General features: G+C 67.4%; 20 protein-coding genes. 8 read left to right on the top strand and 12 right to left on the bottom strand.

Going from position 1 to position 21,466, the window contains the following annotated elements; translation table 11 throughout:
• Nucleotides 1–40 precede the first annotated feature (40 nt).
• From ACWF4Z_RS20265 to ACWF4Z_RS20255, 3 genes are read right to left on the bottom strand one after another with little or no spacing between them, the layout of a single operon-like run.
• On the bottom strand, nt 41–403 hold the full coding sequence (locus tag ACWF4Z_RS20265) for a cupin domain-containing protein (RefSeq protein ID WP_452244628.1): 363 nt from the start codon (nt 401–403) through the stop codon (nt 41–43).
• A gap of 48 nt (nt 404–451) precedes the next feature.
• Entirely contained in the window at nt 452–682 is a 231-nt protein-coding gene (locus tag ACWF4Z_RS20260; protein ID WP_452244627.1) for a hypothetical protein, read from the bottom strand.
• The gene (locus tag ACWF4Z_RS20255; protein ID WP_452244626.1) at nt 679–1,203 is read right to left on the bottom strand and encodes a gamma carbonic anhydrase family protein; all 525 of its coding nucleotides are present in this window, start codon (nt 1,201–1,203) and stop codon (nt 679–681) included. Before ACWF4Z_RS20255 ends, ACWF4Z_RS20260 begins: the two co-directional genes overlap by 4 nt.
• A gap of 67 nt (nt 1,204–1,270) precedes the next feature.
• On the opposite strand from ACWF4Z_RS20255, the gene ACWF4Z_RS20250 reads away from it, so the two are divergent.
• Together ACWF4Z_RS20250 and ACWF4Z_RS20245 are read left to right on the top strand one after the other, a co-directional pair.
• A complete protein-coding gene (locus ACWF4Z_RS20250; RefSeq protein ID WP_452244625.1) occupies nt 1,271–1,705 on the top strand; it encodes an EVE domain-containing protein in 435 nt (144 codons plus the stop codon).
• A 9-nt stretch (nt 1,706–1,714) separates the two neighbouring features.
• Nucleotides 1,715–2,989, top strand: coding sequence for a winged helix-turn-helix domain-containing protein (locus ACWF4Z_RS20245; protein ID WP_452244624.1), 1,275 nt, complete (start codon nt 1,715–1,717; stop codon nt 2,987–2,989).
• Here the strand turns inward: ACWF4Z_RS20245 and ACWF4Z_RS20240 are convergent.
• The 4 genes from ACWF4Z_RS20240 to ACWF4Z_RS20225 are packed head-to-tail and all read right to left on the bottom strand — an operon-like array spanning nt 2,973 to nt 9,361.
• On the bottom strand, nt 2,973–4,214 hold the full coding sequence (locus ACWF4Z_RS20240) for an MFS transporter (RefSeq protein ID WP_452244623.1): 1,242 nt from the start codon (nt 4,212–4,214) through the stop codon (nt 2,973–2,975). The genes ACWF4Z_RS20245 and ACWF4Z_RS20240 overlap by 17 nt on opposite strands.
• The gene (locus ACWF4Z_RS20235) at nt 4,211–5,575 is read right to left on the bottom strand and encodes a GH1 family beta-glucosidase (protein ID WP_452244622.1); all 1,365 of its coding nucleotides are present in this window, start codon (nt 5,573–5,575) and stop codon (nt 4,211–4,213) included. Before ACWF4Z_RS20235 ends, ACWF4Z_RS20240 begins: the two co-directional genes overlap by 4 nt.
• Nucleotides 5,565–6,179 carry a YbjQ family protein gene (locus tag ACWF4Z_RS20230; RefSeq protein WP_452244621.1) on the bottom strand — a complete coding sequence of 205 codons (615 nt, stop codon included), beginning with the start codon at nt 6,177–6,179 and terminating at the stop codon, nt 5,565–5,567. Before ACWF4Z_RS20230 ends, ACWF4Z_RS20235 begins: the two co-directional genes overlap by 11 nt.
• A gap of 32 nt (nt 6,180–6,211) precedes the next feature.
• Complete coding sequence (locus ACWF4Z_RS20225) at nt 6,212–9,361, bottom strand: penicillin acylase family protein (RefSeq protein ID WP_452244620.1); 3,150 nt, start codon at nt 9,359–9,361, stop codon at nt 6,212–6,214.
• Nucleotides 9,362–9,476: 115 nt separating this feature from the next.
• On the opposite strand from ACWF4Z_RS20225, the gene ACWF4Z_RS20220 reads away from it, so the two are divergent.
• Nucleotides 9,477–10,565, top strand: coding sequence for an aminotransferase class V-fold PLP-dependent enzyme (locus tag ACWF4Z_RS20220; protein ID WP_452244619.1), 1,089 nt, complete (start codon nt 9,477–9,479; stop codon nt 10,563–10,565).
• 48 nt (nt 10,566–10,613) lie between these two features.
• On the opposite strand, the gene ACWF4Z_RS20215 is transcribed toward ACWF4Z_RS20220, so the two are convergent.
• Entirely contained in the window at nt 10,614–12,818 is a 2,205-nt protein-coding gene (locus ACWF4Z_RS20215; RefSeq protein WP_452244618.1) for a DEAD/DEAH box helicase, read from the bottom strand.
• 545 nt (nt 12,819–13,363) lie between these two features.
• Between ACWF4Z_RS20215 and soxR the strand changes: the two genes are divergently transcribed.
• Nucleotides 13,364–13,837, top strand: a complete 474-nt coding sequence (gene soxR / locus ACWF4Z_RS20210) for a redox-sensitive transcriptional activator SoxR (protein ID WP_452244617.1) — start codon at nt 13,364–13,366, stop codon at nt 13,835–13,837.
• Nucleotides 13,838–13,937: 100 nt separating this feature from the next.
• Here the strand turns inward: soxR and ACWF4Z_RS20205 are convergent, their stop codons facing one another.
• A complete protein-coding gene (locus ACWF4Z_RS20205; RefSeq protein ID WP_452244616.1) occupies nt 13,938–14,441 on the bottom strand; it encodes a hypothetical protein in 504 nt (167 codons plus the stop codon).
• Nucleotides 14,442–14,649: 208 nt separating this feature from the next.
• Here ACWF4Z_RS20205 and snpA point away from each other — a divergent pair, with 208 nt between their 5' ends.
• Nucleotides 14,650–15,345: a snapalysin gene (gene snpA, locus ACWF4Z_RS20200; protein ID WP_452244615.1), complete on the top strand. Its 696-nt coding sequence runs from the start codon at nt 14,650–14,652 to the stop codon at nt 15,343–15,345.
• An 80-nt stretch (nt 15,346–15,425) separates the two neighbouring features.
• Here snpA and ACWF4Z_RS20195 read toward each other — a convergent pair whose 3' ends face one another.
• Nucleotides 15,426–16,445: a LacI family DNA-binding transcriptional regulator gene (locus ACWF4Z_RS20195; protein WP_452244662.1), complete on the bottom strand. Its 1,020-nt coding sequence runs from the start codon at nt 16,443–16,445 to the stop codon at nt 15,426–15,428.
• A 237-nt stretch (nt 16,446–16,682) separates the two neighbouring features.
• Between ACWF4Z_RS20195 and ACWF4Z_RS20190 the strand changes: the two genes are divergently transcribed.
• Nucleotides 16,683–17,762: an ABC transporter ATP-binding protein gene (locus ACWF4Z_RS20190; RefSeq protein WP_452244614.1), complete on the top strand. Its 1,080-nt coding sequence runs from the start codon at nt 16,683–16,685 to the stop codon at nt 17,760–17,762.
• A gap of 60 nt (nt 17,763–17,822) precedes the next feature.
• Here ACWF4Z_RS20190 and ACWF4Z_RS20185 read toward each other — a convergent pair whose 3' ends face one another.
• Nucleotides 17,823–18,815, bottom strand: coding sequence for an ABC transporter permease subunit (locus ACWF4Z_RS20185; protein ID WP_452244661.1), 993 nt, complete (start codon nt 18,813–18,815; stop codon nt 17,823–17,825).
• Nucleotides 18,815–19,735 carry an ABC transporter ATP-binding protein gene (locus ACWF4Z_RS20180; RefSeq protein ID WP_452244613.1) on the bottom strand — a complete coding sequence of 307 codons (921 nt, stop codon included), beginning with the start codon at nt 19,733–19,735 and terminating at the stop codon, nt 18,815–18,817. The genes ACWF4Z_RS20185 and ACWF4Z_RS20180 overlap by 1 nt, the downstream gene beginning before the upstream one ends.
• 115 nt (nt 19,736–19,850) lie before the next feature.
• On the opposite strand from ACWF4Z_RS20180, the gene ACWF4Z_RS20175 reads away from it, so the two are divergent.
• Nucleotides 19,851–20,321 (top strand): nuclear transport factor 2 family protein, encoded by a 471-nt coding sequence (locus ACWF4Z_RS20175; RefSeq protein WP_452244612.1) that lies wholly within the window; start codon nt 19,851–19,853, stop codon nt 20,319–20,321.
• Nucleotides 20,322–21,161: 840 nt separating this feature from the next.
• Nucleotides 21,162–21,458, top strand: coding sequence for a metal-sensitive transcriptional regulator (locus tag ACWF4Z_RS20170; RefSeq protein WP_452244611.1), 297 nt, complete (start codon nt 21,162–21,164; stop codon nt 21,456–21,458).
• The last annotated feature ends 8 nt before the right edge of the window (nt 21,459–21,466 follow it).

Below are 21,466 nucleotides of genomic sequence, written 5' to 3'. Positions count from 1 at the left end.
GCCCACAGGCGGGGAGGCATCACCCGATTCCGGTGATCGGCTACTCCAGCCAGATGGTTTCGAACGTCGGGTTGGCGTGGATGTGGACCGCCTCGTACCCGCCGGGACCGGTGCGGAACTTGTGCGGGGTGTCGGCTGGGACGACCAGGATCTGGCCGGCCGTGCCGACGATCTCCTCGGTGTCGACGGTGAACGTCGCCGTACCGCGCCGGATGATGAACGTCTCGGCGTACGGGTGCTTGTGCAGGCGTGGCCCTACACCCTCCAGCGTGGTGGACTCGAGGATCAGTGAGACTCCGGCGCCGCCTGGCAGCTCGGTGTAGTTCTCGGTCCAGTCCTCACCGTCGTTCCGTCCGTCCGCGCGGTTGATCACCGCGGCCCCGCTCTTCGCGATCTCGCTCATGAACGCCTCCCTGGATCAGTTGCCACGCTAGCTTCGCAGGGGTTCCTTTCACAGACCTGTCTTACGAGGCCGAGCGGTACGACGGAGCACGAGCAGGATCACCACCGACGCCACGACGAGCGCGACCCCCGACCAGCCGAGAACCGGCCGTCCCAGCACCAACCCGGTGATCGCCATCGCGAGACCACCGCCGAACAACACGACCACGCCGAGCACCGGCAGAACTATGGCCAGCAGCATGGCCCACGCCGGCGCGAACCACGGCCGGCGGGACCTCATCCGTCGACCTGTTCGACCGTGGCGGCGTGGCGCTCGGCGAGGTGGTGGTAGACGGCAGCGTTGTGGTCGACGAACAGCTTCGCTGTCCCCTCCAGCGGCACGATCTTCTTCGCCGGGCTGCCCATCGCCACCGATTCCGGCGGAATCACCGCACCCGGCGTGACCGTCGCCCCGGCCGCGACCAGCGCGCGCTTGCCGACGACCGCGCCGTCGAGCACGATCGCGCCGTTCCCGACCAGCGCCTGCTCACCGATCGTGCAGTCGTGCACGAGGCACTGGTGACCTACGGTCGCGTTCGGGCCGACCTCACAGCCGTTGCTGCCGGAGTGGAGCACGGAGTTGTCCTGGATGTTGGCGCCGGCCCGGATCGTGATCGTGCCCAGATCGGCGCGGACGACAACGCCGTACCAGATCGAGGCGCCGGCCTCGACCACCACATCTCCCACCAGCGTGGCGGTGGGTGCGATCCAGGCGTCCGGATGCACCGTCGGGCTCTTACCTTCAAACGAAAACAGCGGCATGCCCCTGACTTTAACGCCCTCAGATATACGACAAAGGATGTCAGATATCAGGCCCGACACTCGGGATATGGAGATTCGACAGGCATGGCTCGCAGTGGTCTCGGCCGAACACGCCGCGATCGGCGTCGAGCAAGGGTTCATCCAGCTCAACCACGGCAAGCGGTACGGCGTGGCCCGGCTGCGGCAGGGTGATGGGTTCGTCATCTACTCGCCCACCGAGCGCTATCGCGAGAAGAAGCCGCTGCGGGCGTTCACCGCCCTCGGCGTCGTCGCCGACACCGAGCCGCACCAGGCCGCGCCGATGGACATGGGCTCCCATGGCACCGTCGAGCCGTGGCGCCGGCGCATCGAGTTCCTGCCGGTTCATCCGGCGCCTCTGCGCGAGCTCGACGGAGAGCTGCAGCTGACCCAGGCGCCCAACTGGGGCTACCAACTCCGCCGCGGGCTCGTTTCGCTCGCCCCCGAGGACTTCGAGACCCTCCGCAAGGTCATGGTCCGCTAGTTTCGGGACATGGACTCGGTTTCGGTGGAGGAGGCTCGGCGGGTTGCCCTCGCGGCACAGGGGTTCGGTGCGGCCCGGCCGGACGGGCGAGGCGACGTACGGCGGATGCGGAAGGCCGTGTCCGCGGCCGGGGTGCTGCAACTGGATTCGGTGAACGTGTTGTGCCGGTCGCACTACTTGCCGGTGTTCAGTCGGGCTGGGGACTACGCGCGTACGACGCTGGACCGGATGAGCTGGGGTCATGAGCGGGAGCTGTTCGAGTACTTCTGGGGTCACAAGGCCGCACTATTGCCGTTGAGCTCGTACTCGTTGCTGCGCTGGCGGATGCGGGCCGCGGAGCGCCAGGTGTGGAGCGAGGACGTGGGTCCGGAGGTGAGTGCGCCGTGGTCGGTGGTGATGGGGATGCGGCGGCTCGCCGCGGAGCGGCCCGGGTACGTGGATCAGGTGCTCGCGATGGTCACCGAGCGGGGTCCCCTCACGGCGAGCGAGGCAAGCCCGGACGGCGTACGACGGAAGCGGACCGACCCGGATCCGGATCCGTCGACGGGACGGATGTGGAACTGGCAGGACGCGAAGATCGCGATCGAGTACTTGTTCTGCGCGGGTCGGGTGACGATCGCGGCGCGGCGACACTTCGAGCGGGTCTACGACCTGACCGAGCGGGTCGTGCCGGCCGAGGTGCTGTCCGCGCCGGAACTGACGGCCGACGAGGCCCTTCGCGAGCTCGTGCGGATCGCGGCGCGCGGCCTGGGAATCGCCACGGTGCGCGAGCTCTGCGGCTCGGGCGGCGGCCACTTTCCGTTGCCGGTAGCAACTGCCCGCCGGGTGATCGGAGAGCTGGTCGAGAGTGGCGAGCTCGTTCCGGTCCGGGTCGAAGGCGTGTCCCAGCAGAGTTATCGCTGGCATCAGGCGCAGGATCGCCCGATCGACGCGCGAGCCCTGCTGTCGCCGTTCGACCCGCTGATCTGGAACCGGGATCGTACGCAGCACCTGTTCGACTTCTTCTACCGCATCAGCATCTACACGCCGGCGCCCCAGCGCGTGCACGGCTACTACGTCCTGCCGTTCCTGCTGGGCGATCGCCTGGTCGCCCGCGTCGACCTGAAGTCCGACCGCCAGGCCTCCACCCTCGTCGTCCCCACAGTCACCCCCGAACCGAACGCACCAGACCTCATCGAGCCCCTGGTCGCCGAGCTCCAACTGATGGCCCGTTGGCTTGGCCTCGACCACATCCACATCACTGCCACCAGCAAACTCGGACGGGCCCTCAAGCGACTGACTTGATGTTGCGGACCAGTACGGCGGCGCCGGCTGTGACTGCGGTGGCGACGAGATAGAGGACCGGGTAGCCGCCGAGGTGTTTGACGATCGGCGCGGCGACGGCCGGGGCCAACACCTGCGGCAGGGAGTTGGCGATATTGATGACGCCCAGGTCTTTGGCGCGGTCGCGGGCGCTCGGAAGCACCTGGGTCAAGAGCGCGAAGTCGACGGAAAGGTAGACGCCGAAGCCGGCGCCGAGAACGATCGCGCCGAGGATCGCACCGGGCCAGGTCGGCCAGAAGGCCAGGACGATCCCGGCTGCGGCCATCACCAGGCCAGAGCCAGTGACGAAGATCTTCCGTTTGGACAGCGAGTCTGACCACTTGCCACAGCCGATCGCCGTGCAGAGCACGCACACGCTGTAGATCGCGGTCAGGATCAGTACGGCGGTGCCCGCATCGGACACCTTGACCTCATCCTGCAAGTAGTAAAAGAGATACAGCGTCCCCAACGCATTCCCGACGTTGAACAGGAACCGCGTCAACCACGCCCACCCGAAGTCCGGATACCGTCGCGGACTGACCCAGAACCCGCGGAGGAACTGCGACCACACCAATTGCGGCCGCTCCACCAGCCGCGTATCCCCACTCCGCAGCAAATACGGTACGACGGACAGCAGCAAGAAGACCGCGCACGCGATGTACCCAAAGGCAATCCCACCCGCAAGCGTGGCCAACGCCGTCCCGACCAGCGCGCCCAGCACCTGCGAGATCGCGACCCAGCCCCCGACGACTCCACGCTGGGTGACCGGCACCCGGTCGGGCACGACCGCGGTGATCGCCGCCAGCAACGCGTTCCCGAACAGTTGCATCAGGCACCAACCGAGCACCATCAACCCGACCACGGAGGCGCCGGACAAGATCAGCAACCCGGCCGCGCCACCGAGCGCGCCAGCCACGACCCACGGCACCCGGCGCCCGCGGCGTGACATCGTCCGGTCGGAAATCGCGCCGAACGCCGGGTTCGCCACGACCGAAACGGCGGCGCCGATCCCGGTGACGAGCCCGAAGACGAACTCCTTGTTGCCTGGAGCAATCGATTCGGACTGTTTCGCGAGCAGCACCTGAATCGGCCCCAGCCAGGCGGCGAACACCCCGATGTTCGCCAGCACGACGGCCGCCGCCCACCGCCCTCGGACCCGAACCGTCGGTTCCGCGAAAGCCGGCACCACCCCCGGCTCCGGAATCATGACCGGCTCTGCGAAATCAGCTCACGGAACCAGTGGTACGACGCTTTCGGCGTCCGCGCCAACGTGTCGAAGTCGACGTGCACCAACCCGAACCGCTGCGCATACCCCGCCGCCCATTCGAAGTTGTCCAGCAACGACCACTGGAAGTACCCGCGGACGTCGATCCCGTCGTCCATTGCCGCCCGCAACGACCGCAGATACCCGTCCAGGTAGTCGATCCGCCGTTGATCAGCCACCACACCATCAACGGGATCGTCGTTGACCGCGCACCCGTTCTCGGTGATGTAGAGGGGCGGCAGCCGATCGCCGTACCGCTCCTTGAAGGTCTTGAGGATCTCGCCGAACGCCGACGGCACGACCGGCCAGCCGAAGTCCGTCGTCGGGTACCCGGTGAGTGTCCGAGGCTCGAACGGCAGTCCCGGTGGCAGCTGGATCCCGTCCGTCGCCGCGGTGTCTGCCTGACCGGTCGCCGCCCCGACCGAGACCGGTGCGTAGTGATTGATCCCGAACCAGTCCAGCGGCGTCGAGATGATCGCCAGGTCGTCCTCGACCGGACCAGGCATCGCCGCCTCGAAACCGGCCGGGTACTTCCCCAGCAGGATCGGGTCCGAGAACATCCAGTTGATCAGGTTGTCGTAGAGACCGGCCGCTTCCTTGTCCTCGACGCTGTCACTGGCCGGCCAGGTGGGCGCGTGGTTCGAGGCGATACCGATCGAGGTCGCGCCGGCCGCTCGCAGCGCCTGCACCGCGCGACCATGCGCGAGCAGCTGATGATGTGCGACCGGCAGTGCGTCGAAGAGCAACTCCTTGCCCGGCGCGTGCGCACCGAGTGAGTAGCCCATCAGGGTGAGTACCACCGGCTCGTTGATGGTGATCCACATCGGCACGCGGTCCGCGAACCGCGCGCCGAGCAGCGTCGCGTAGTCGGCGAACCGATCGCAGATGTCCCGCGACAGCCAACCGCCGGCATCCTCCAACGGCTGCGGGGTGTCCCAATGGAACAGCGTCGGCGCCGGCTGGATCCCGGCGCCGAGCAGCGTGTCGATGAGCCGGTCGTAGAAGTCCAGACCGGCGGCGTTGCCCGGTCCTTCACCGGTCGGCTGGATCCGCGACCAGGAGATCGAGAACCGGTAGGTGTCGACCCCGAGCTCACGCATCAGCGCGACGTCCTCGGCGTACCGGTGGTAGTGGTCGCAGGCGACCGCGCCGGTGTCGCCGTTCAGGATCTTGCCGGGCTGCTCGCAGAACGTGTCCCAGGTGGAGGGACCGCGGCCGCCCTCGGCCGCGGCACCCTCGATCTGGTACGCCGACGTCGACACCCCCCACCGAAATCCAGGCGGAAAGACCAACTCAGCTGGCATGCGCATCATCCTCATCGGGGGTGTCCTGCGGCCGCGGCTCGACCTTGCGCACGACCACCGCGGTGCCGTAGGCGGCGACCTCACTCATCGTCTGGGCGATCTCGTTGCAGTCGAACCGCATCGCGAGAATCGCATTCGCGCCCATCTGCTGAGCCATCTGGCACATCCGCATCACCGCGACGTGCCGCGACTCGGCCAGCATCTGGGTGTACTCCGGCACCTCGCCACCGCCGAGCGACCGGAAGCTCGCGGTGAAGTTCGACCCGAAGTCGCGGGTCCGTACGGTCAGGCCGAACACCTCGCCGAACACCTTGTCCGCGGTGTACCCGGGCAGGTCGTTCATCGTCGACACGAGCACCGGGTACGGCGAACCCTGCGGAGCGACATGCGGTGCGCTCTGCTGGGTCGGCTGGTAGTTGCCCGGCGCCTGGCCGTACCCGGGCTGCGGGTAGCCCTGCGGCGGCGGACCCTGCTGGTACCCGGATGGCGGCGGCGCGTAGCCCGGGGGCGGACCCTGCTGGTATCCCTGCGGCGGCGGCCCCTGGGCCGGCGGTCCATATCCAGGCGGGGGCTGGTTCGGGTTCGGAGGATAGTTCTGCGTCATACCCTCATCCTGGCATCACCATCTGCTGTGTCTCATTGTCGGTAGGCCTGCAGCTCATACAACGAATACCCGTACGACGTCGCCCGCTGTGTCCCTGTGACCCGGATATAACGCGCGGGTGTCGGCGCGAAGCGGACCACGTCCTCCCCGCCGTTCCCGCTCGCCGTCGCGTACACCTGCTGCCAGTTCGTCCCGTCCCGCGAGACCTCCACCGTGTACGACTTCCCGTACGCCGCCTCCCAGTCGAGCACCACCCGGCCGACGGTCTGCTCGTTGCCGAGGTCAACCTTCAGCCACTGCGGATCGGACCAGTCGCTGGCCCAGCGCGTGTCCAACAGTCCGTCGACGGCCTGCGCCGGTGGTGAGTTGTACCAGCCGGTCTCGTAGCTGCTCGCGGTAGCGGTCTTCCCCGCGGCGAGGTTGCTGACGTCGTCACCGCGTCGCGCCGGGAACTCGATCACCTGCTGGTACGTCGGCCGGTTGACCCACGCGATCCGGTCCTGGGTGATGCCACCCATCGGCTGGTGCACGATCTGGTCGGCGCAGAACTGATCGCCCGCCGCACAGTCCCCGGCCGGGTACGTCGTCGTCGCCGGCACCTTGGTTGCCGCCAGCAAAGAGTCCGTGAGGACCGACCGGCACGCGGTCAACGAACCACCGCCGCAGAACGTGACCGGCTGCGACGCCTTGACCGGATCACCCAGCACCTTGCGCAGGTCGCGCTGGACGAATCCCCACCAACCGCTCTGGAACGACGATCCCTGCGCGCTCGGCCGTTCGTCGATCTTCAGGTTGGCGACGAGTGCGGCGTACAGGTCGGGTCCGAGGTCCTTGAACTCGGCGGGGACGAGGATCGGCCACCACGCGTCGAGGATGCGGATCGCGTCGGCGTTGTCGTAGGTCTTCGATGCCGCGGTCGGCGTTTTCCGGTGACTACCTGCCTGCTGCCAGGCCGTCAGCTTGGCGACCGCATCGGCGACCGTCGGATCGGTGATCGGCGCCGACTTCAAAACTCTCAGTAAGTAAGGAAGGACCTGGTCACCGCGCAGATCGACCGTCGCGGCATCCTCCATCGCCTCGACCAACTTGCCGCGAGTGAATTTCTGGCCGCTGTTGATGACCGCCTTGATCCGGTCGTCGAGCGGCTGGCTGCGATAGACCGAGTTGTATCCCCATTGCCCGTCCGACGCGGAGAACCCGGGCGCCTGCTTGTTGTTCCAGCTGGTCAGATAGTCCTGGTTGACTACCTGTGGGTGCTGTGCCGGTGGGGTGTAGGTGGCCCGGTTGGTGGTCGGGTTCCAGCCCTGCCACTCGTACGAGCTCCAGGTTGGCAGGTTGGAGTCGGCGCCGGCCGCGCGGACCGGGTTGTCACCGGAGTTGAAGTACGCGATCGACGTCTTGTCGGTGTAGAACCAGTTGAAGGTGTAGCCGATGTTGGTCGCGGCCTTCTGGAAGTCACTCGCCGAGTGGATCCGGTCCGGGTCGTTCAGCTGCATGAACCCGAGCGCGGAGCCGGCCTCGTTGCCGTACGTCGACCGGTTCTTGGTGAATACGACCGGCTTGCCGCCGACCGTGCCGCGATGCGTGACGATCCCGAACTTGGTGCGCAGGGCAACCAATGTGTACGACCCGGCCGGCTCCGACGAGCCAAGGCTCGAATACCACGCGTTGTTCCGCTCGAGCCGTTCGATCGGGAGACATTGGCCGCGGAACTCGTAGTACTGCGAGTTCTTCGTCGGCGTCCCGCCGCCCGGCTCGCACAGCGGTACGGCGAAGGTGTCGGTGATGTCCTGCCCGGCGGATGTGGCGCTCCACGAGTAGTCCGGTCCGCGGCCGATCAGTGTGTAGAAGTTGAGGCCGGCGAAGGCGATCCCGCGCGAGCTGACGCCGGGTCCTTGCAGCTCTTGACGCACGAGCAACTGTGGCGCGAAGTAGCCGGTCTGTGGGCCGTAGACCGCGACCGGGTTTCCGCTGTCGGTGTGCGCGCCGGAGACGAGCAGCGCGTTCGACATGCCCTTCTTGCCGAAGCCTTCGGGAAAGACTCCGTCGTTGAAGACACCCTTGAGCGACTCCGCACCCTTCGGCGCCGGTTTCGCCGCAGCCTTCGCGTTGACGGTCTGGTTGATCACCTCGGGCTCGGGTGTGACCGAACCGCGGTCCGGCATCGCGCGACCGGCCGGATTCGGAGCGGTCGTACCGTACGGGAAGGTTGCGCCGTTGTGCACCGTCGTACTGGCTTCGGGGTCGTTCTGGGACCGGAACGACTCCCAGACTTTGGTGCCCTGGGCAACGCCGTACTTCGCTTGGGCCTCGAGCAATGCCAACGCCGATTGGACTTCCTGCCCACCGCCGGTGCCGAAGATGCCCGCGACCACGGCCGCGGTGGCGACCACGTCGGTCACCTTCCACGGTTGGGTCGGCCAGTCGAGGCCGAGCGCCACGTACTCACCGGGGTACGCGATGCCGACCGTGTTGATGTAGTTGTTGACGCCGTCCACGTACGCCTGGATGTCCTGCTGCATCTTCAGGCCGTCGGCGCCGTACAGGTCGTCGGCGTCGTCGAACTGGCGCTGCAGATCGGCTTCCGTGTACGGCGCGGTCCGCCAGAACTCCTGCTCGAACTCACGGTTGGCTGCCGCGCCCCCGGCGAACGGGGTCAGCTGACCTCGGCCGAGGTGCCGGAAGACGTCCATCACGAACAGGCGGTCCTGGGCTCCGGCGTACCCGGATCCGAACATCACGCCCTGCCGGGTCGTGCCGGTGATGTGCGGGATGCCGCGCGACTTGTCCCGCACGATCGTGACGTCCGCGCGCGGGTGGATCGTGCTCGCGACGTCGCCCGGTTTCACCCCGAACGACGAGTCGTCGAAGTACGGCGCGAGGCCGTCGTCGGTCATACCCTGCGAGTTCCAGACCAGGTCCTCGTAGGGTTTCAGCGAGTCGCTGAAGTGAGCCGGCCTGACCCCTAACGCCTTGAAAGCAAGGAGATCCGTGAAGGTGGCGTTGCCGTTCTGACCGGGCGGAAGGATGTCACGGCACTGTCCGACGCAGTAGTCCGTAGGGGTCGCGGCAACGGCTTCCGGTCGGGCCTGGGACGGAGTCGGCAGGGCAGCCAGTACGGCGGCAACAGTGGCTGCGGCGGTGATGGTACGAAGGCGGGTTCGGAGTGCGGGGCGGGGCACGGAAACCTCCCTGGTCGAGTAAAAATGAGAATGACTCACCAGTAGCTTCGGGTCAAGATCTCACTGCCCAGGGTCTCGCCAATTGCTGTCTGTGACCATTACGCTCGGCAACACCATGAGCATCCATGATCGGTATCGGTTGAGTGTGGTGATCAACGCCAGAGGGACCTTCACCCCGCTCGGGGTGTCGCGGAGTTCCTACGGGGTGGCGGAGGCCGTCGCACAGGCACTGCCCGAATTCTTCGTGATGGACGAGCTCGCCGACCGGGCCAGCGAGGCCATCGCCCAGGTGACCGGCGCTCAGGCGGGCGCCGTCGTTCACTGCACCGCGGCCGGCATCACGCTCGCCGTCGCGGCCACCATGACCGGCGCCGACCCGCGCCGGATCGCCACGTTGCCGGACGCAACGGACATGCATCATCGCGTGGTGATGCCGGCCTGTCACGTGGTCGACTACGGGCACTCGATCCTGCAGGCCATCCGGCTGGCCGGTGCCCACGTGGATCTCGCGGGTGACGAAAACCGTTGTGGCATTGGCGATCTGGAGGAGGAGCTCGACGGTCCGGACGTCAGTTGCCTCGTCCTCGTATCGTCGCGGCTGACTCAGGGTGAACCGATCGATCTGGTGGCCGCGATCCGCGCGGCGCACCGGCGCAGCGTGCCCGCGATCGTCGACGGCGCCGCACAGTTCCCTCGGGTGGCAGACCTGCTCGCGACCGGTGCCGACCTCGTGCTGGTCAGCGGGCAGAAGTACCTCGGCTCACCCACCGCCGGACTGATCGCCGGGAGCTGGCCGCTGATCCAAGCCGTGCGAGCCCAGGACAAGGGCATCGGGCGCGGGATGAAAGCAACCAAAGAGGCCATCATCGGCGTGATCGCGGCGCTCGAGGAGTGGCAGGCGTTCGACCGGATGAAGTGGGAGGCCGACGAGCTGGCGAAGGTGGTCGGTTTCGCCGACGCGGCCGGCAAGATCCCCGAGGTCTCGGCCGAGGTGGTCCGGGATCCGACCGGCTTGCAGGTGTCGCGCGTACTGCTGAAGGTGCCGGACGCCAAGCGCGTCGCGACCGAGCTCGAGGCGGGGACGCCGCCGATCTACGTGATGACCGATCGGGTCGCGGACGACGAGCTCGTGCTCGAACTGGTCCCGCTCGGCGCCGACGAGATCGCGACCGTCATCGCCCGGCTCTGGGCCGTTCTGACCTGAGAAAACCCCGGTTCCCCTGGTAGATCAGGGGAACCGGGGTTTCAGTTCTCAGTGCTGGTAGGACTTTCCGTCGGTACGACGGGGCCCGCCGCTGCGACGGGGTCCGCTGCTGCCACCACGGCTGTCGCGGCTGTCCCGGCTGTCGAAGCTGCGACCCGGACGGCTGCTGCCGAAGCGCTTGCCGCCGTTGCCGCTGCCCTTGTTGAAGCGCGTCTTCGGAGCCGGCAACTTCACCGGGTACCCGGACGGCTTGCTGCCACCGGTGAGCTCGGTGACGAGCTCGTCACCCGGACGGGCGCGGACCGGCTCGGCGGCGACGCCGGCCGACTCGGCCAGCCGCATCATCCCGCGACGCTGGTGCGGCAGGACGAGCGTGACGACCGCACCCTTGCCACCGGCGCGAGCCGTCCGGCCGGCGCGGTGCAGGTAGTCCTTGTGCTCGGCCGGCGGGTCAGCCTGGACGACCAGGCCAACGTCGTCGACGTGAATACCGCGAGCCGCGACATCGGTTGCCACGAGCACCGGGACCGAACCGTCCTTGAACTGGTCCAGCGTCCGGTTCCGCGCGCCCTGGGTCAGGCCGCCGTGCAGAGCCGCGGCCATCACGCCACGGTCCCGCAACTGGGTGGCGACACGGTCGGCGCCCAGCTTGGTCCGGACGAACACGATGGTCCGTCCGTCGCGGCTGGCCAGCTCAGCAGTCAGCGACTGCTTGTGACCCGGCTCGATCACCAGCAGGTGGTGCTCCATCGTGGTGACCGTGGCCTGACCGGAATCGGTCGAGTGCGTGACCGGGTCCTTCAGGTAGGTCTTCACGATCGTGTCGACGTCGTTGTCGAGGGTCGCGGAGAACAGCAGCCGCTGGCCCTCGGGCGGGGTCATGTCGAGCAGCGTGGTGACAGCCGGCATGAAGCCCATGTCGCACATGTGGTCGGCCTCGTCGAGGACCGCGATCTCCACGGCACCGAGGTCGGCAGCGCCCTGCTCGCACAGGTCGATGAGCCGGCCCGGGGTGGCGATCAGCAGGTCGACGCCGCGGCGCAGCGCCTCGATCTGCTTCGGGTAGGGCAGGCCGCCCGCGATCAGCTTGAGCGACACGTTCATCACGTGCGCCAGCGGCTCGAGCGCGTCGTGCACCTGCATCGCGAGCTCACGCGTCGGGACCAGCACCACGCCGCGCGGGCGACGGGACTCGGTGTGACCGCCGGCCAGACGCATCAGCGTCGGCAGGCCGAACCCGAGGGTCTTGCCGGAACCGGTCTGGCCACGACCGAGCACGTCCCGGCCGGCCAGCGCGTCCGGAATGGTCGCGGTCTGGATCGGGAACGGAGTGGTGATCCCGTCCCGGGCCAGGCGCTGCACCATCCGCGGCGCGATCCCGAGCGCGGCGAACTGGTTGTCGTCGGCAACGGTCCCGAGGTCGACCGGCTCCTCGCGCCGGGTCTCCGCGAACGCCGGACGCTCCCGCCGCTCGTACTGCTTGTCATCCCGCCGGTACGACGACCGCTCGTCCCGGTTGAACTGCGGCCGGTCGGTGCGATCACCACGGTTGAACTGCGGCCGGTCGCCACGGTCGTCACGGTTGAACGCCGGACGGTCGCCGCGATCGTCGCGGTTGAACTGCGGCCGGTCGTTCCGGTCGCCACGGTTGTACTGCGGGCGGTCGTCGCGGTTGTACGCCGGACGGTCACCGCGATCGTTCCGGTTGAACTGCGGACGGTCGTCGCGGTTGTACTGCGGACGGTCGCCACGGTCGTCGCGGTTGAACGCCGGACGGTCGCTACGGTCGTCGCGGTTGAACGCCGGACGGTCGCTACGGTCGTCGCGGTTGAACGCCGGACGGTCGCTACGGTCGTTGCGGTTGAACGCGGGACGGTCGTCGCGGTTGTACTGCGGCCGCTCACCACGGTCGGTGCGGGTGCGGTCGCCGTACTGCGGACGCTCGGTGCGCTCCGGACGGCTGGAGGACTGGGTGCTGCGCTCGGCGCGGTAGCCCTTCACCGGGCGCTCGGTACGTGCCGGACGGTCGGTCCGGGCTCCGCGGTCGGAGTACTGGGTGGGTCCGCCACGGCGTTCACCACGGGCAACGTCGTTCCGAACCTCGCCGGAAGGCGCCGTCGTCGGCTGGTCGGCCTGCGCGGCCATCCGCTCACCGAACGACTGGTTCTGGAACTTCTTGTGCCGCGGCTTCTTGACCGGTCCGTCGGCCTGCTCGCCGCCGGAGTCGGGGTGGTCCTGGTGGTGCTGGGTCACGAATCTCTCTCTCAACGTCACGGACGATTAGCCGGATCGCAGCCGCACGCGAGCGCCGGTCACGAAAATGACCGGACGGACCGTGCTGAACAGGAGACGGGCATCGACCTGCGGGTGCTATCGCGTTGCACCCATGTCGCCGGGAAACTTCAGCGGGATGCTGAAACCGACGGGTCGGAGCGCCTGGGAAGAACTCTGGTGACGCGACGCGCGCACCGACAACGAAAAGTATACCCGACCCGCCCCCCACCCCTAACCACCCACACCCCCCGTCCCCCACAACCAGACCACCCCCCGAACTGGTGTTGCCCACTCAACCCCAAACCCGACTTTGTGCACCAGATCCGTACGCCGGAAGCCGCAGAACACGGATCTCGTGCACAAAGTCGGCCTTGGCGAGGGCGGGTGCCGCTGTCGGTTGGTTGGTTGGGGCCGCTGTCGGTTGCTTGGTGGGGGGCGCTGTCGGTTGGTTGGTGGGTGCCTGGGGCCCCTTCGAGCAGTTCAAGTGTCCTTGAGTTTTTGGTGCGCGGTTCTAGGGTGGCGGTATGGGAGTGGAGAACGTCCCCAGCAAGGAGCATTGGCTCTCGATCGGGGAGATCGCACATCGGTCCGGAGTCGCGGCGTCGGCCTTGCGGTTCTACGAAGACCAGGGTCTGATCGACTCGCGGCGGACGGCCGGCAACCAGCGCCAGTACCAGCGCAACACCTTGCGGCGGATCGCGTTCGTCCAAGCGGCTCAGCGGGTGGGTCTCGCGCTCGCGGAGATCAAGGAAGCGCTGGATTCGCTGCCCGAGGACCGGACGCCGACCCGTGCGGACTGGAGCCGGCTGTCGAAGTCATGGCGAAGCCGCCTCGACGACCGGATCTCCGAGCTCGAGCGACTCCGCGACGACCTCGACAGCTGCATCGGCTGCGGCTGCCTGAGCCTCCAGCGCTGCAACCTCTACAACAAGAACGACCGCCTGGCCGAGCGCGGCCCCGGCGCCCGCCTCCTGAACGTCGGCATCCCCGGCGAGTAGGCCACCAGCGACGGCCTCGCCGCTGGGTGACGGCCAGCGGCGGCATCGCCGGCGGGTAACGGCCGGCGGCGGCGTCACACGTTGGCTGGTAGCTGCAGCGTTACCAGCGTCGGCGGCGCTGGGTTCGGGTGTTGCGGGTCACTCTGCGGAAGATGGTGACGGGGACGGCCAGCCCGATCAGGCCCAGGACGCCCAGCTTCCAGCCCCAGAGCCACGGGTGGTGGGGGCGACGGTCCAACGGGAGAGACGCGGCGATACCGCTGACCTCGGCCTGGAGTTGGTCGCGTTCGGCCGGAGTGAAGCCGCCCGCGCCGAGCTGTTCGGAGAGCTTGAGGACGGCGTCGTTCTGCTCGTCGGTGAAGCCCGGGAGCTTGACCACCGAGACGCCGAAGCCGCAGGTCAAGGGATGGCCGTCGGCCTTGTCGACCGAGAGGTCGTTGTTCCCGCACTCGTCGCCAGGATCCTTGAACCCCACTGTGTAGGTGAAGTGCGACGCGTACTGATCCGCAAATCCCCACAGCGCACCCATGAACCCAGCGAGCGCCATCGCCAGGAGCCCGAGCGCGGCCACGACGTACAGCAGCACCTTCCCGACAGAGCGCATGCGAACACCCTAAGCGGCCCGGCCGGGAGCGGTCCCAGCCATAACAACCCAGTTATGGGTGCCATAGAACGACGATCGCGCGGCGCGGGTTAACCCGAGGGTTTTTCGCGATCTGGTGCGGAATCTCGCGGCGCTTGGCACCATCCCGGCATAGCGAACGGTAATCCGCCGGTCGCTGTCCGCCACAGATCCGGAGTGAGGCCCTCCCATGTCGCATCGCCGTATCCTGACGTCGCTCGCGGGCTTAGCCGCCGCGGCGCTGGCCGTCCCCACCGTCGCCATCCCAACTATCAGCGCCGCGTCCCCCACTGCTACGGCACCGGCCACCACCAGCTCGTCAGTCTCCACCGCCGAGAGCCGGGCCGCGTACGTCGGCTCCCCGCAGGACGAAGCCGCCACCAAGGCGTTCTACGACGCCGTGATGAAGTCCGCCCGCGCCAAGCAGGCCAAGGCCGGTAACAAGCTCGCCGCCGTCACCGTCACGTACGCCGTCGACGCGCCGACCTTCGCGTCCCAGATCGCCTCCAGTTCGTCGATCTGGAACTCGAGCGTCAGCAACGTGAAACTCGTCGAGGGCAGCAACTACGACTTCTACTACACCGAGGGCAACGACTCCCGCGGTTCGTACGCATCCACGGACGGCCATGGCAGCGGCTACGTCTTCATCGACTACGCCCAGTCCCAGCAGTACGACAAGACGCGGATCGTGGCCCACGAGACCGGCCACGTCCTCGGCCTCCCCGACCACTACTCCGGCCCCTGCTCCGAACTGATGTCCGGCGGCGGCCCCGGCCCGTCCTGCACCAACCCCTACCCGGACGCCACCGAACGCTCCAAGGTCAACGCCCTCTGGGTCAACGGCAAGACCAGCCTCCCCACCGCAGCCTTCCACGTCTCCAAGTAGTAGGCGCGCCCGATTCCTTCGACCCGGGGTGCTCGGCAGGGGGCACCTCGGGTCGAAGGCCGTACCTGGGCTGTATCTGTCTAACGAGCAGGTCCGGTGGAACCACGGACCACAAGCTCAGGGCGGAAGAGGAATTCGGTGTGGGGTGTGGCGTGGCCTCTGACCTCTTCCAGCAGGGACTGGACCGCGGCGAGTGCCATTGACTGGACCGGCTGGCGGATTGTTGTCATGGGCGGGTCGGTGAATTCCATCATGGGGGCGTCGTCGTAGCCGACGACCGAGAGGTCTTCGGGGACGGCGTGGCCGCGTTGGCGGGCGGCTCGGATGACGCCCAGCGCCATCATGTCGGAGCCGCAGATGACTGCGCTGACTCCGTTGTCGAGGAGTGGCTGGGCTGCCGCGGCACCGCCCTCGACGCCGAACATGCTCAGTGAGATCAGCGCATCAAGGTCCTCGTCGGGGACCCCGAGCTGGGCCTTCATGGCGGTGCGGTAGCCCGCGAGCTTCCGCTGTACGACGATGAACCGTTCCGGACCGGAGGCGAACCCGATCCGACGGTGGCCGAGGGCAACCAAATGCGAGACCGCGAGCTCCATCGCGGCGTACTCGTCCGACGAGACGAACGGCGCCTCGACCCCGGGCAGCCAGCCGTTCACGAACACGACCGGTAACCGCCGGTCGACCAGCCCCTGGTAGCGGGCATGGTCGGCGCCGGTGTCGGCGTGCAGACCTGAGACGAAGATGATCCCGGAAACACCGCGTTCGAGCAGCATCTCGACGTACTCGTCCTCGGTCGCGCCGGACGGGGACTGCGTGCACAGGACCGGTGTGAAGCCGCGCTGCGACAGCGCCGACTCGATCACCTGCGCGAACGCCGGGAAGATCGGGTTGATCAGCTCCGGCATCACCAACCCGATCAGGCCCGCCGAGCGCCGTCTCAACCGTGTCGGCCGTTCGAACCCCAGTACGTCGAGCGCCGTCAGGACGGACTGTTTGGTCTCCTCCGCCACCCCCGGCTTGCCGTTCAGCACTCTGGAGACCGTCGCTTCGCTGACTCCCGCCTTCGCTGCGATGTCCGCCAGCCGTGCCCTCCCACCCACTCCACTACTCACGCCCGGCACTGTACCCAGCCACAGGCTGACATTGCAGCAAGATCCTGCAAGAACTTGCAGACGGAGACTGCGCGGAGTTGTCCACCAGGTGAACAAAATGGACACGTCAGGGCCCGCGGACCTTGTCAGGACGAGCGGGGCGGGCGAGGATGGGCGGACCCCCGCCCGGGGGCCTTTACTCGGATCGTCCGGCACGTTCCTGCCGGTGAAGGGATGTACTCAGTCATGGCTACTGTGTCTTTCAAGGCCGCCACCCGGATCTACCCCGGTGGTGACACCCCCGCCGTCGACAAGCTCAACCTCGAGATCGAGGACGGCGAGTTCATGGTTCTCGTCGGCCCGTCGGGTTGTGGCAAGTCCACCTCGCTGCGGATGCTCGCCGGCCTCGAAGAGGTCAACGAGGGTTCCATCTACATCGGCGACCGCGACGTCACGCACCGTCCGCCGAAAGAGCGGGACATCGCGATGGTGTTCCAGAACTACGCGCTCTACCCGCACATGTCGGTCGCCGACAACATGGGGTTCGCGCTGAAGATGCAGGGCGTCTCCAAGGAGGACCGGGCCAAGCGGGTGCAGGAAGCCGCGAAGTTGCTCGGCCTGGAGGAGTACCTGGACCGCAAGCCGAAGGCGCTGTCCGGTGGTCAGCGTCAGCGCGTCGCGATGGGCCGCGCGATCGTGCGTAACCCGCAGGTCTTCCTGATGGACGAGCCGCTGTCGAACCTCGACGCCAAGCTGCGCGTGCAGACGCGTACGCAGATCGCCGAGCTGCAGCAGCGTCTCGGTGTCACCACGGTGTACGTCACCCACGACCAGGTCGAGGCCATGACGATGGGCGATCGCGTCGCCGTACTGAAGGACGGCCTGCTCCAGCAGGTCGACACCCCGCTGAACCTGTACGACGCTCCGAAGAACAAGTTCGTGGCCGGCTTCATCGGCTCGCCCGCGATGAACCTGCTCGAGGCCGAGATCACCGAGACCGGCGCCAAGGTCGGCGACTACGTGATCCCGGTCGAGCGCGCCATTCTCGCCAAGGCCGGCAGCGACAAGACCCTGACCATCGGTGTTCGCCCGGAGGCCTTCAAGGTCTCCGACACCGGGCTCCCGGTGAAGATCGCCGTGGTCGAGGAGCTCGGCGCCGACGCGTACCTGTACGGCACCGCGGAGCACAACGACGAGCACCAGCAGATCGTTGCGCGCATCGACGCCCGGATGCCGGTCGAGAAGGGTTCGACCATCCGCCTCGCGGCGGTGCCGGACAAGCTGCACCTGTTCTCGACCTCGACGGACGAGCGCCTGACCGCCTGATCCACAGCAATCAAGCAAGGCCCCGGATGGTTTCCATCCGGGGCCTTGCCTTTTGGTCGGTCAGGAGTTGACGTCGCGGCGGTAGAAGACCGCGCCGCCGAGGAGGATCGCGGCAACGGCCAGGATGCTCAGGTACCAGGCGCCGTGCTCGAACGACAACGGCTTCTCGACCAGCTGGCACATGTAGCTGCCGTCGGATTCGGTACGGCATTGATTGACGTAGTAGCTCGTGTCGTGCCGGACGAACGCGTCGAAGTTGACCTTCACCAGCCACGGCTGGGCCTTACTGAGGAACCCGGCGAAGACGCCCTCGACCAGGACCAGATATCCCATCGCGACACCAATCGCGGCCGCGGTGTGCCGGAGCAGCAACCCCACGACTCCGCCGAGCGCGGCGGCGAGCGCGACCATCAGCACCGCACGGCCGGTGATCGCGCTGAGATCACCCCACACCTTGCCAGTCGTCGTCGACGTGTTGCCGAGCTGATGGACGATCAGATACACACCCGCCACAGCAATACCGAGCACGACCACCGCGATCGGCACGAACCCGATCGCTGCCGCGAGCAACTTGCTCCCGTACACGCGCAGCCGCCGAGGCTCGAACGTCAACCAGTTGCCGATGGCCCCACTGCTGAACTCGGCGCCGACGAAGCTCGCCCCGATCAGAAACGCGGCGAAGGCCAGGAAGTACGACGAGCCTTGCAGTAAGTCCGGCATCACCTCGGCGTAGACCGTCGGCGGCTTGCCGAACTCGTCGGCCGTCGGCTCCGGGAAGGAACACATGTCAGCCATCGACGGCTTCGGATCGGGCTGGTTCGGCCAATCCTTCTCACAGGCACTCTTGTTTTCGGCTGCGTGATCGACCCAGTCCTTGTGGGCGGACTCGTACTGCAGTTGCGCGGCCTGCTGCTCCGCCGGACTCAGCGGCCGCGCGTCCCGCCAGGAGACGAAGAGCAGGAACGCGGTGATCAGCAGCAGCCCGGCCACGCCGATCTTGGTGAGGCGGCGAGCGGTCAGCCGCCGGAGCTCGACTCGGGTGAGGCGAAGCATCACAACCCCTCCCCGGCGGTCAGCTCGAGGAAGACCGACTCGAGGTCGGCGCGGACCGGGACGAGCTCGGAGACGTACAACTCCTGATGCGCTAGCCGGCGGGTCACATCGGCGGAATGCTCGACACCGTCCACCAGGAGGTAGTTGCCATCGGCCCGAACCGTCATCCCGGCCGCGGTGAGGATCTGGGTTGCGGCCTCATGGTTGTCCACGGCAACCTTGACGGCTGTCGCCGTACCGCTGCCGATCACCTCCGCGACGGTACCGGCGGCCAGCAGGCGGCCGTGCCCGATGATCGAGACCGTGTCCGCAACATGCTCGACCTCGGCGAGGATGTGGCTGCTGACCAGCACCGTCTTCCCCCGGTCGCCGAGTGAGCGCATGGTCTCGCGAATCTCCCGGATGCCGGCCGGGTCCAGGCCGTTCGTCGGCTCGTCGAAGATCAGCAGGTCGGGGTCCTTCAGCAGCGTGGCCGCGATCGCCAACCGTTGCTTCATCCCCAGCGAGTACGCGCGGAACCGGTCGTTGCCGCGCTCACCGAGCGAGGTCTGGTCGAGCACCTCACCAACCCGGCCTCGCGGTGCGCCGATCGCCTCGGCCAACAGCTCGAGGTTCTTCCGGCCGGTGAATGCCGGAAAGAACTTCGGCGACTCCACAATCGCGCCGACGCGACCCACAACCTCAGGCAGCTGAGCCGGCACCGGCTTGCCGAACACGGTCATCGTCCCGGCGTCGGCCCGGATCAGCCCGAGCAACATCCGGATCGAGGTCGTCTTTCCTGACCCGTTCGGCCCCAGGAACCCGTGCACTCCTCCCGCCGGAACGTCCATGTCGAGCCCCTGGACCGCAACCACCTTCCGGCCTCGGCGGGTCCGGTAGGTCTTGCGCAGTCCGCGCGTGCTGACGGCCGTATCCGGCATCAGCGCCCCCTCTCGTCAGTGAGCAGACGCACAGAGTGCCAGGTTTGTTGGGTCATCGCATATCCCGCGATGTAGTCCACTATTGAATGGATACAGTCAACCGAAGGAGCTGGTCGTGAACGCTCGCCCCCCATTGCCCCCGTTCACGCGGGAGACGGCGATCCAGAAGGTCCGCGCCGCGGAGAACGCCTGGAACAACCAGAATCCGGAGGCGGTCTCACTCGCCTACACCCCCGACACGTACTGGCGGAACCGGGACGTCTTCGTGAACGGCCGCGCCGAGGTAGTCGACTTCCTCACCCAGAAATGGGCGCGAGAACTGGACTACCGACTGATCAAGGAGCTGTGGGCTTTCACGGACGATCGCATCGCGGTCCGCTTTGTGTACGAGTCCCATGATGCTGAGGGTCAGTGGTATCGCTCCCATGGGAATGAGAACTGGGAATTCGACGAGAACGGGTTGATGCGGGTGCGACGGGCAAGCATCAACGACCAGGCAATCGCGGAGTCGGACCGCCTGTTCCACTGGGACGCCCCGGGCCCACGGCCGGACGATCACCCGGGTCTCACCGAGCTGAACCTCTAACCTCGGACACGCGGTCCGCCCCCACGAGCTACGCGGCCGCTCACCTCGCCGCTGCGCTCCCCACCGCGCCCGCTTCGCCCGCCCCGACCCACCCTCCGGCTGCCGCCGGCGTTCCCCTTCCGCCTATCGCCGGTGTACCTGCGGCTGCCGCCGCCTGTCTTCCGACTGGCGCGGGCCACTTGCGGCTTATCGCCGCGCTTCTTCCGGCCGCCACCGGAGTATTCCGGCTGACGGCGGGGACGGCGAGCTTGCGCTCGCGGGTGAGTGGTGGATGTGGTTCGCCGGACGGGATGTGGTGGGTGGCCGCCGGATCCCCCGGCGAATTGAGCGATCCGTCGCTAGCCATCTCACGGGATATCCCATCAGGTTGTCCGTTCTTCCACTGCATTTCGGGGGGATAACGGACAACCTGATGGGATATCGGTTGAGATTGTCACTGGGGACGTGTTGCTGGGGTCGTGGTTGCTGGGGTGGAGGGTGCTGGATCCGCGGAGCCGGCCGGAACCCCGGCGTCAGCCGGAAACACGCGGCGGCAGCCGCAGTACCGGCGGTAGCCGGAACAGCAACGCCGGCGGTAGCCGCAGGTACCGGCGACAGCCGGAAAGGTATGCCGGCGGTAGCCGGAGGGTCGGGGCGGGCGAAGCGGACGCGGTGGGGAGGGCAGCGACGAGGTGAGCGGCCGCGTAGCACGCGGGGGCGAACCACCGCACCACACCCACGCGACGAACCACGTCCGCCGAATACCCCCTGCAGGTATTGCAGCGCGACTTGCGTGTGATACCCGGAGGGGGTACTTTCGTGTCGTTGACATACCCCCGAGGGGTAGTAGGAGGAGTTCGGATGAGTGCCGATCACGTGCACGGGTACACCGCGGAGAAGACCAGCCACCTGAAGCGGTTGCGGCGGATCGAGGGGCAGATCCGGGGGCTGCAGCGGATGGTCGAGGAGGACAAGTACTGCATCGACATCCTGACCCAGGTGTCGGCCGCGACCAAGGCATTGCAGTCGTTCTCGCTGGAGCTGCTCGACGAACACCTCTCGCATTGCGTGGTCGAGGCCGCGCAGAAGGGTGGCGCCGAGGCCGAGGAGAAGGTTCGCGAGGCCTCCGACGCAATCGCCCGCCTGGTCCGTAGCTAGACATCAAG

It is taken from the genome of Kribbella sp. NPDC055071 (assembly GCF_053608045.1).
This window is presented reverse-complemented; position numbering and strand designations above follow the sequence as displayed.

Coding starts and splice junctions, on each gene's coding strand:
- ACWF4Z_RS20265 (WP_452244628.1), bottom strand. CDS start 403: ATGAGCGAGATCGCGAAGAGCGGGGCCGCGGTGATCAACCGCGCGGAC.
- ACWF4Z_RS20260 (WP_452244627.1), bottom strand. CDS start 682: ATGAGGTCCCGCCGGCCGTGGTTCGCGCCGGCGTGGGCCATGCTGCTG.
- ACWF4Z_RS20255 (WP_452244626.1), bottom strand. CDS start 1,203: ATGCCGCTGTTTTCGTTTGAAGGTAAGAGCCCGACGGTGCATCCGGAC.
- ACWF4Z_RS20250 (WP_452244625.1), top strand. CDS start 1,271: ATGGAGATTCGACAGGCATGGCTCGCAGTGGTCTCGGCCGAACACGCC.
- ACWF4Z_RS20245 (WP_452244624.1), top strand. CDS start 1,715: ATGGACTCGGTTTCGGTGGAGGAGGCTCGGCGGGTTGCCCTCGCGGCA.
- ACWF4Z_RS20240 (WP_452244623.1), bottom strand. CDS start 4,214: ATGATTCCGGAGCCGGGGGTGGTGCCGGCTTTCGCGGAACCGACGGTT.
- ACWF4Z_RS20235 (WP_452244622.1), bottom strand. CDS start 5,575: ATGCCAGCTGAGTTGGTCTTTCCGCCTGGATTTCGGTGGGGGGTGTCG.
- ACWF4Z_RS20230 (WP_452244621.1), bottom strand. CDS start 6,179: ATGACGCAGAACTATCCTCCGAACCCGAACCAGCCCCCGCCTGGATAT.
- ACWF4Z_RS20220 (WP_452244619.1), top strand. CDS start 9,477: ATGAGCATCCATGATCGGTATCGGTTGAGTGTGGTGATCAACGCCAGA.
- soxR (WP_452244617.1), top strand. CDS start 13,364: ATGGGAGTGGAGAACGTCCCCAGCAAGGAGCATTGGCTCTCGATCGGG.
- ACWF4Z_RS20205 (WP_452244616.1), bottom strand. CDS start 14,441: ATGCGCTCTGTCGGGAAGGTGCTGCTGTACGTCGTGGCCGCGCTCGGG.
- snpA (WP_452244615.1), top strand. CDS start 14,650: ATGTCGCATCGCCGTATCCTGACGTCGCTCGCGGGCTTAGCCGCCGCG.
- ACWF4Z_RS20190 (WP_452244614.1), top strand. CDS start 16,683: ATGGCTACTGTGTCTTTCAAGGCCGCCACCCGGATCTACCCCGGTGGT.
- ACWF4Z_RS20185 (WP_452244661.1), bottom strand. CDS start 18,815: ATGCTTCGCCTCACCCGAGTCGAGCTCCGGCGGCTGACCGCTCGCCGC.
- ACWF4Z_RS20180 (WP_452244613.1), bottom strand. CDS start 19,735: ATGCCGGATACGGCCGTCAGCACGCGCGGACTGCGCAAGACCTACCGG.
- ACWF4Z_RS20170 (WP_452244611.1), top strand. CDS start 21,162: ATGAGTGCCGATCACGTGCACGGGTACACCGCGGAGAAGACCAGCCAC.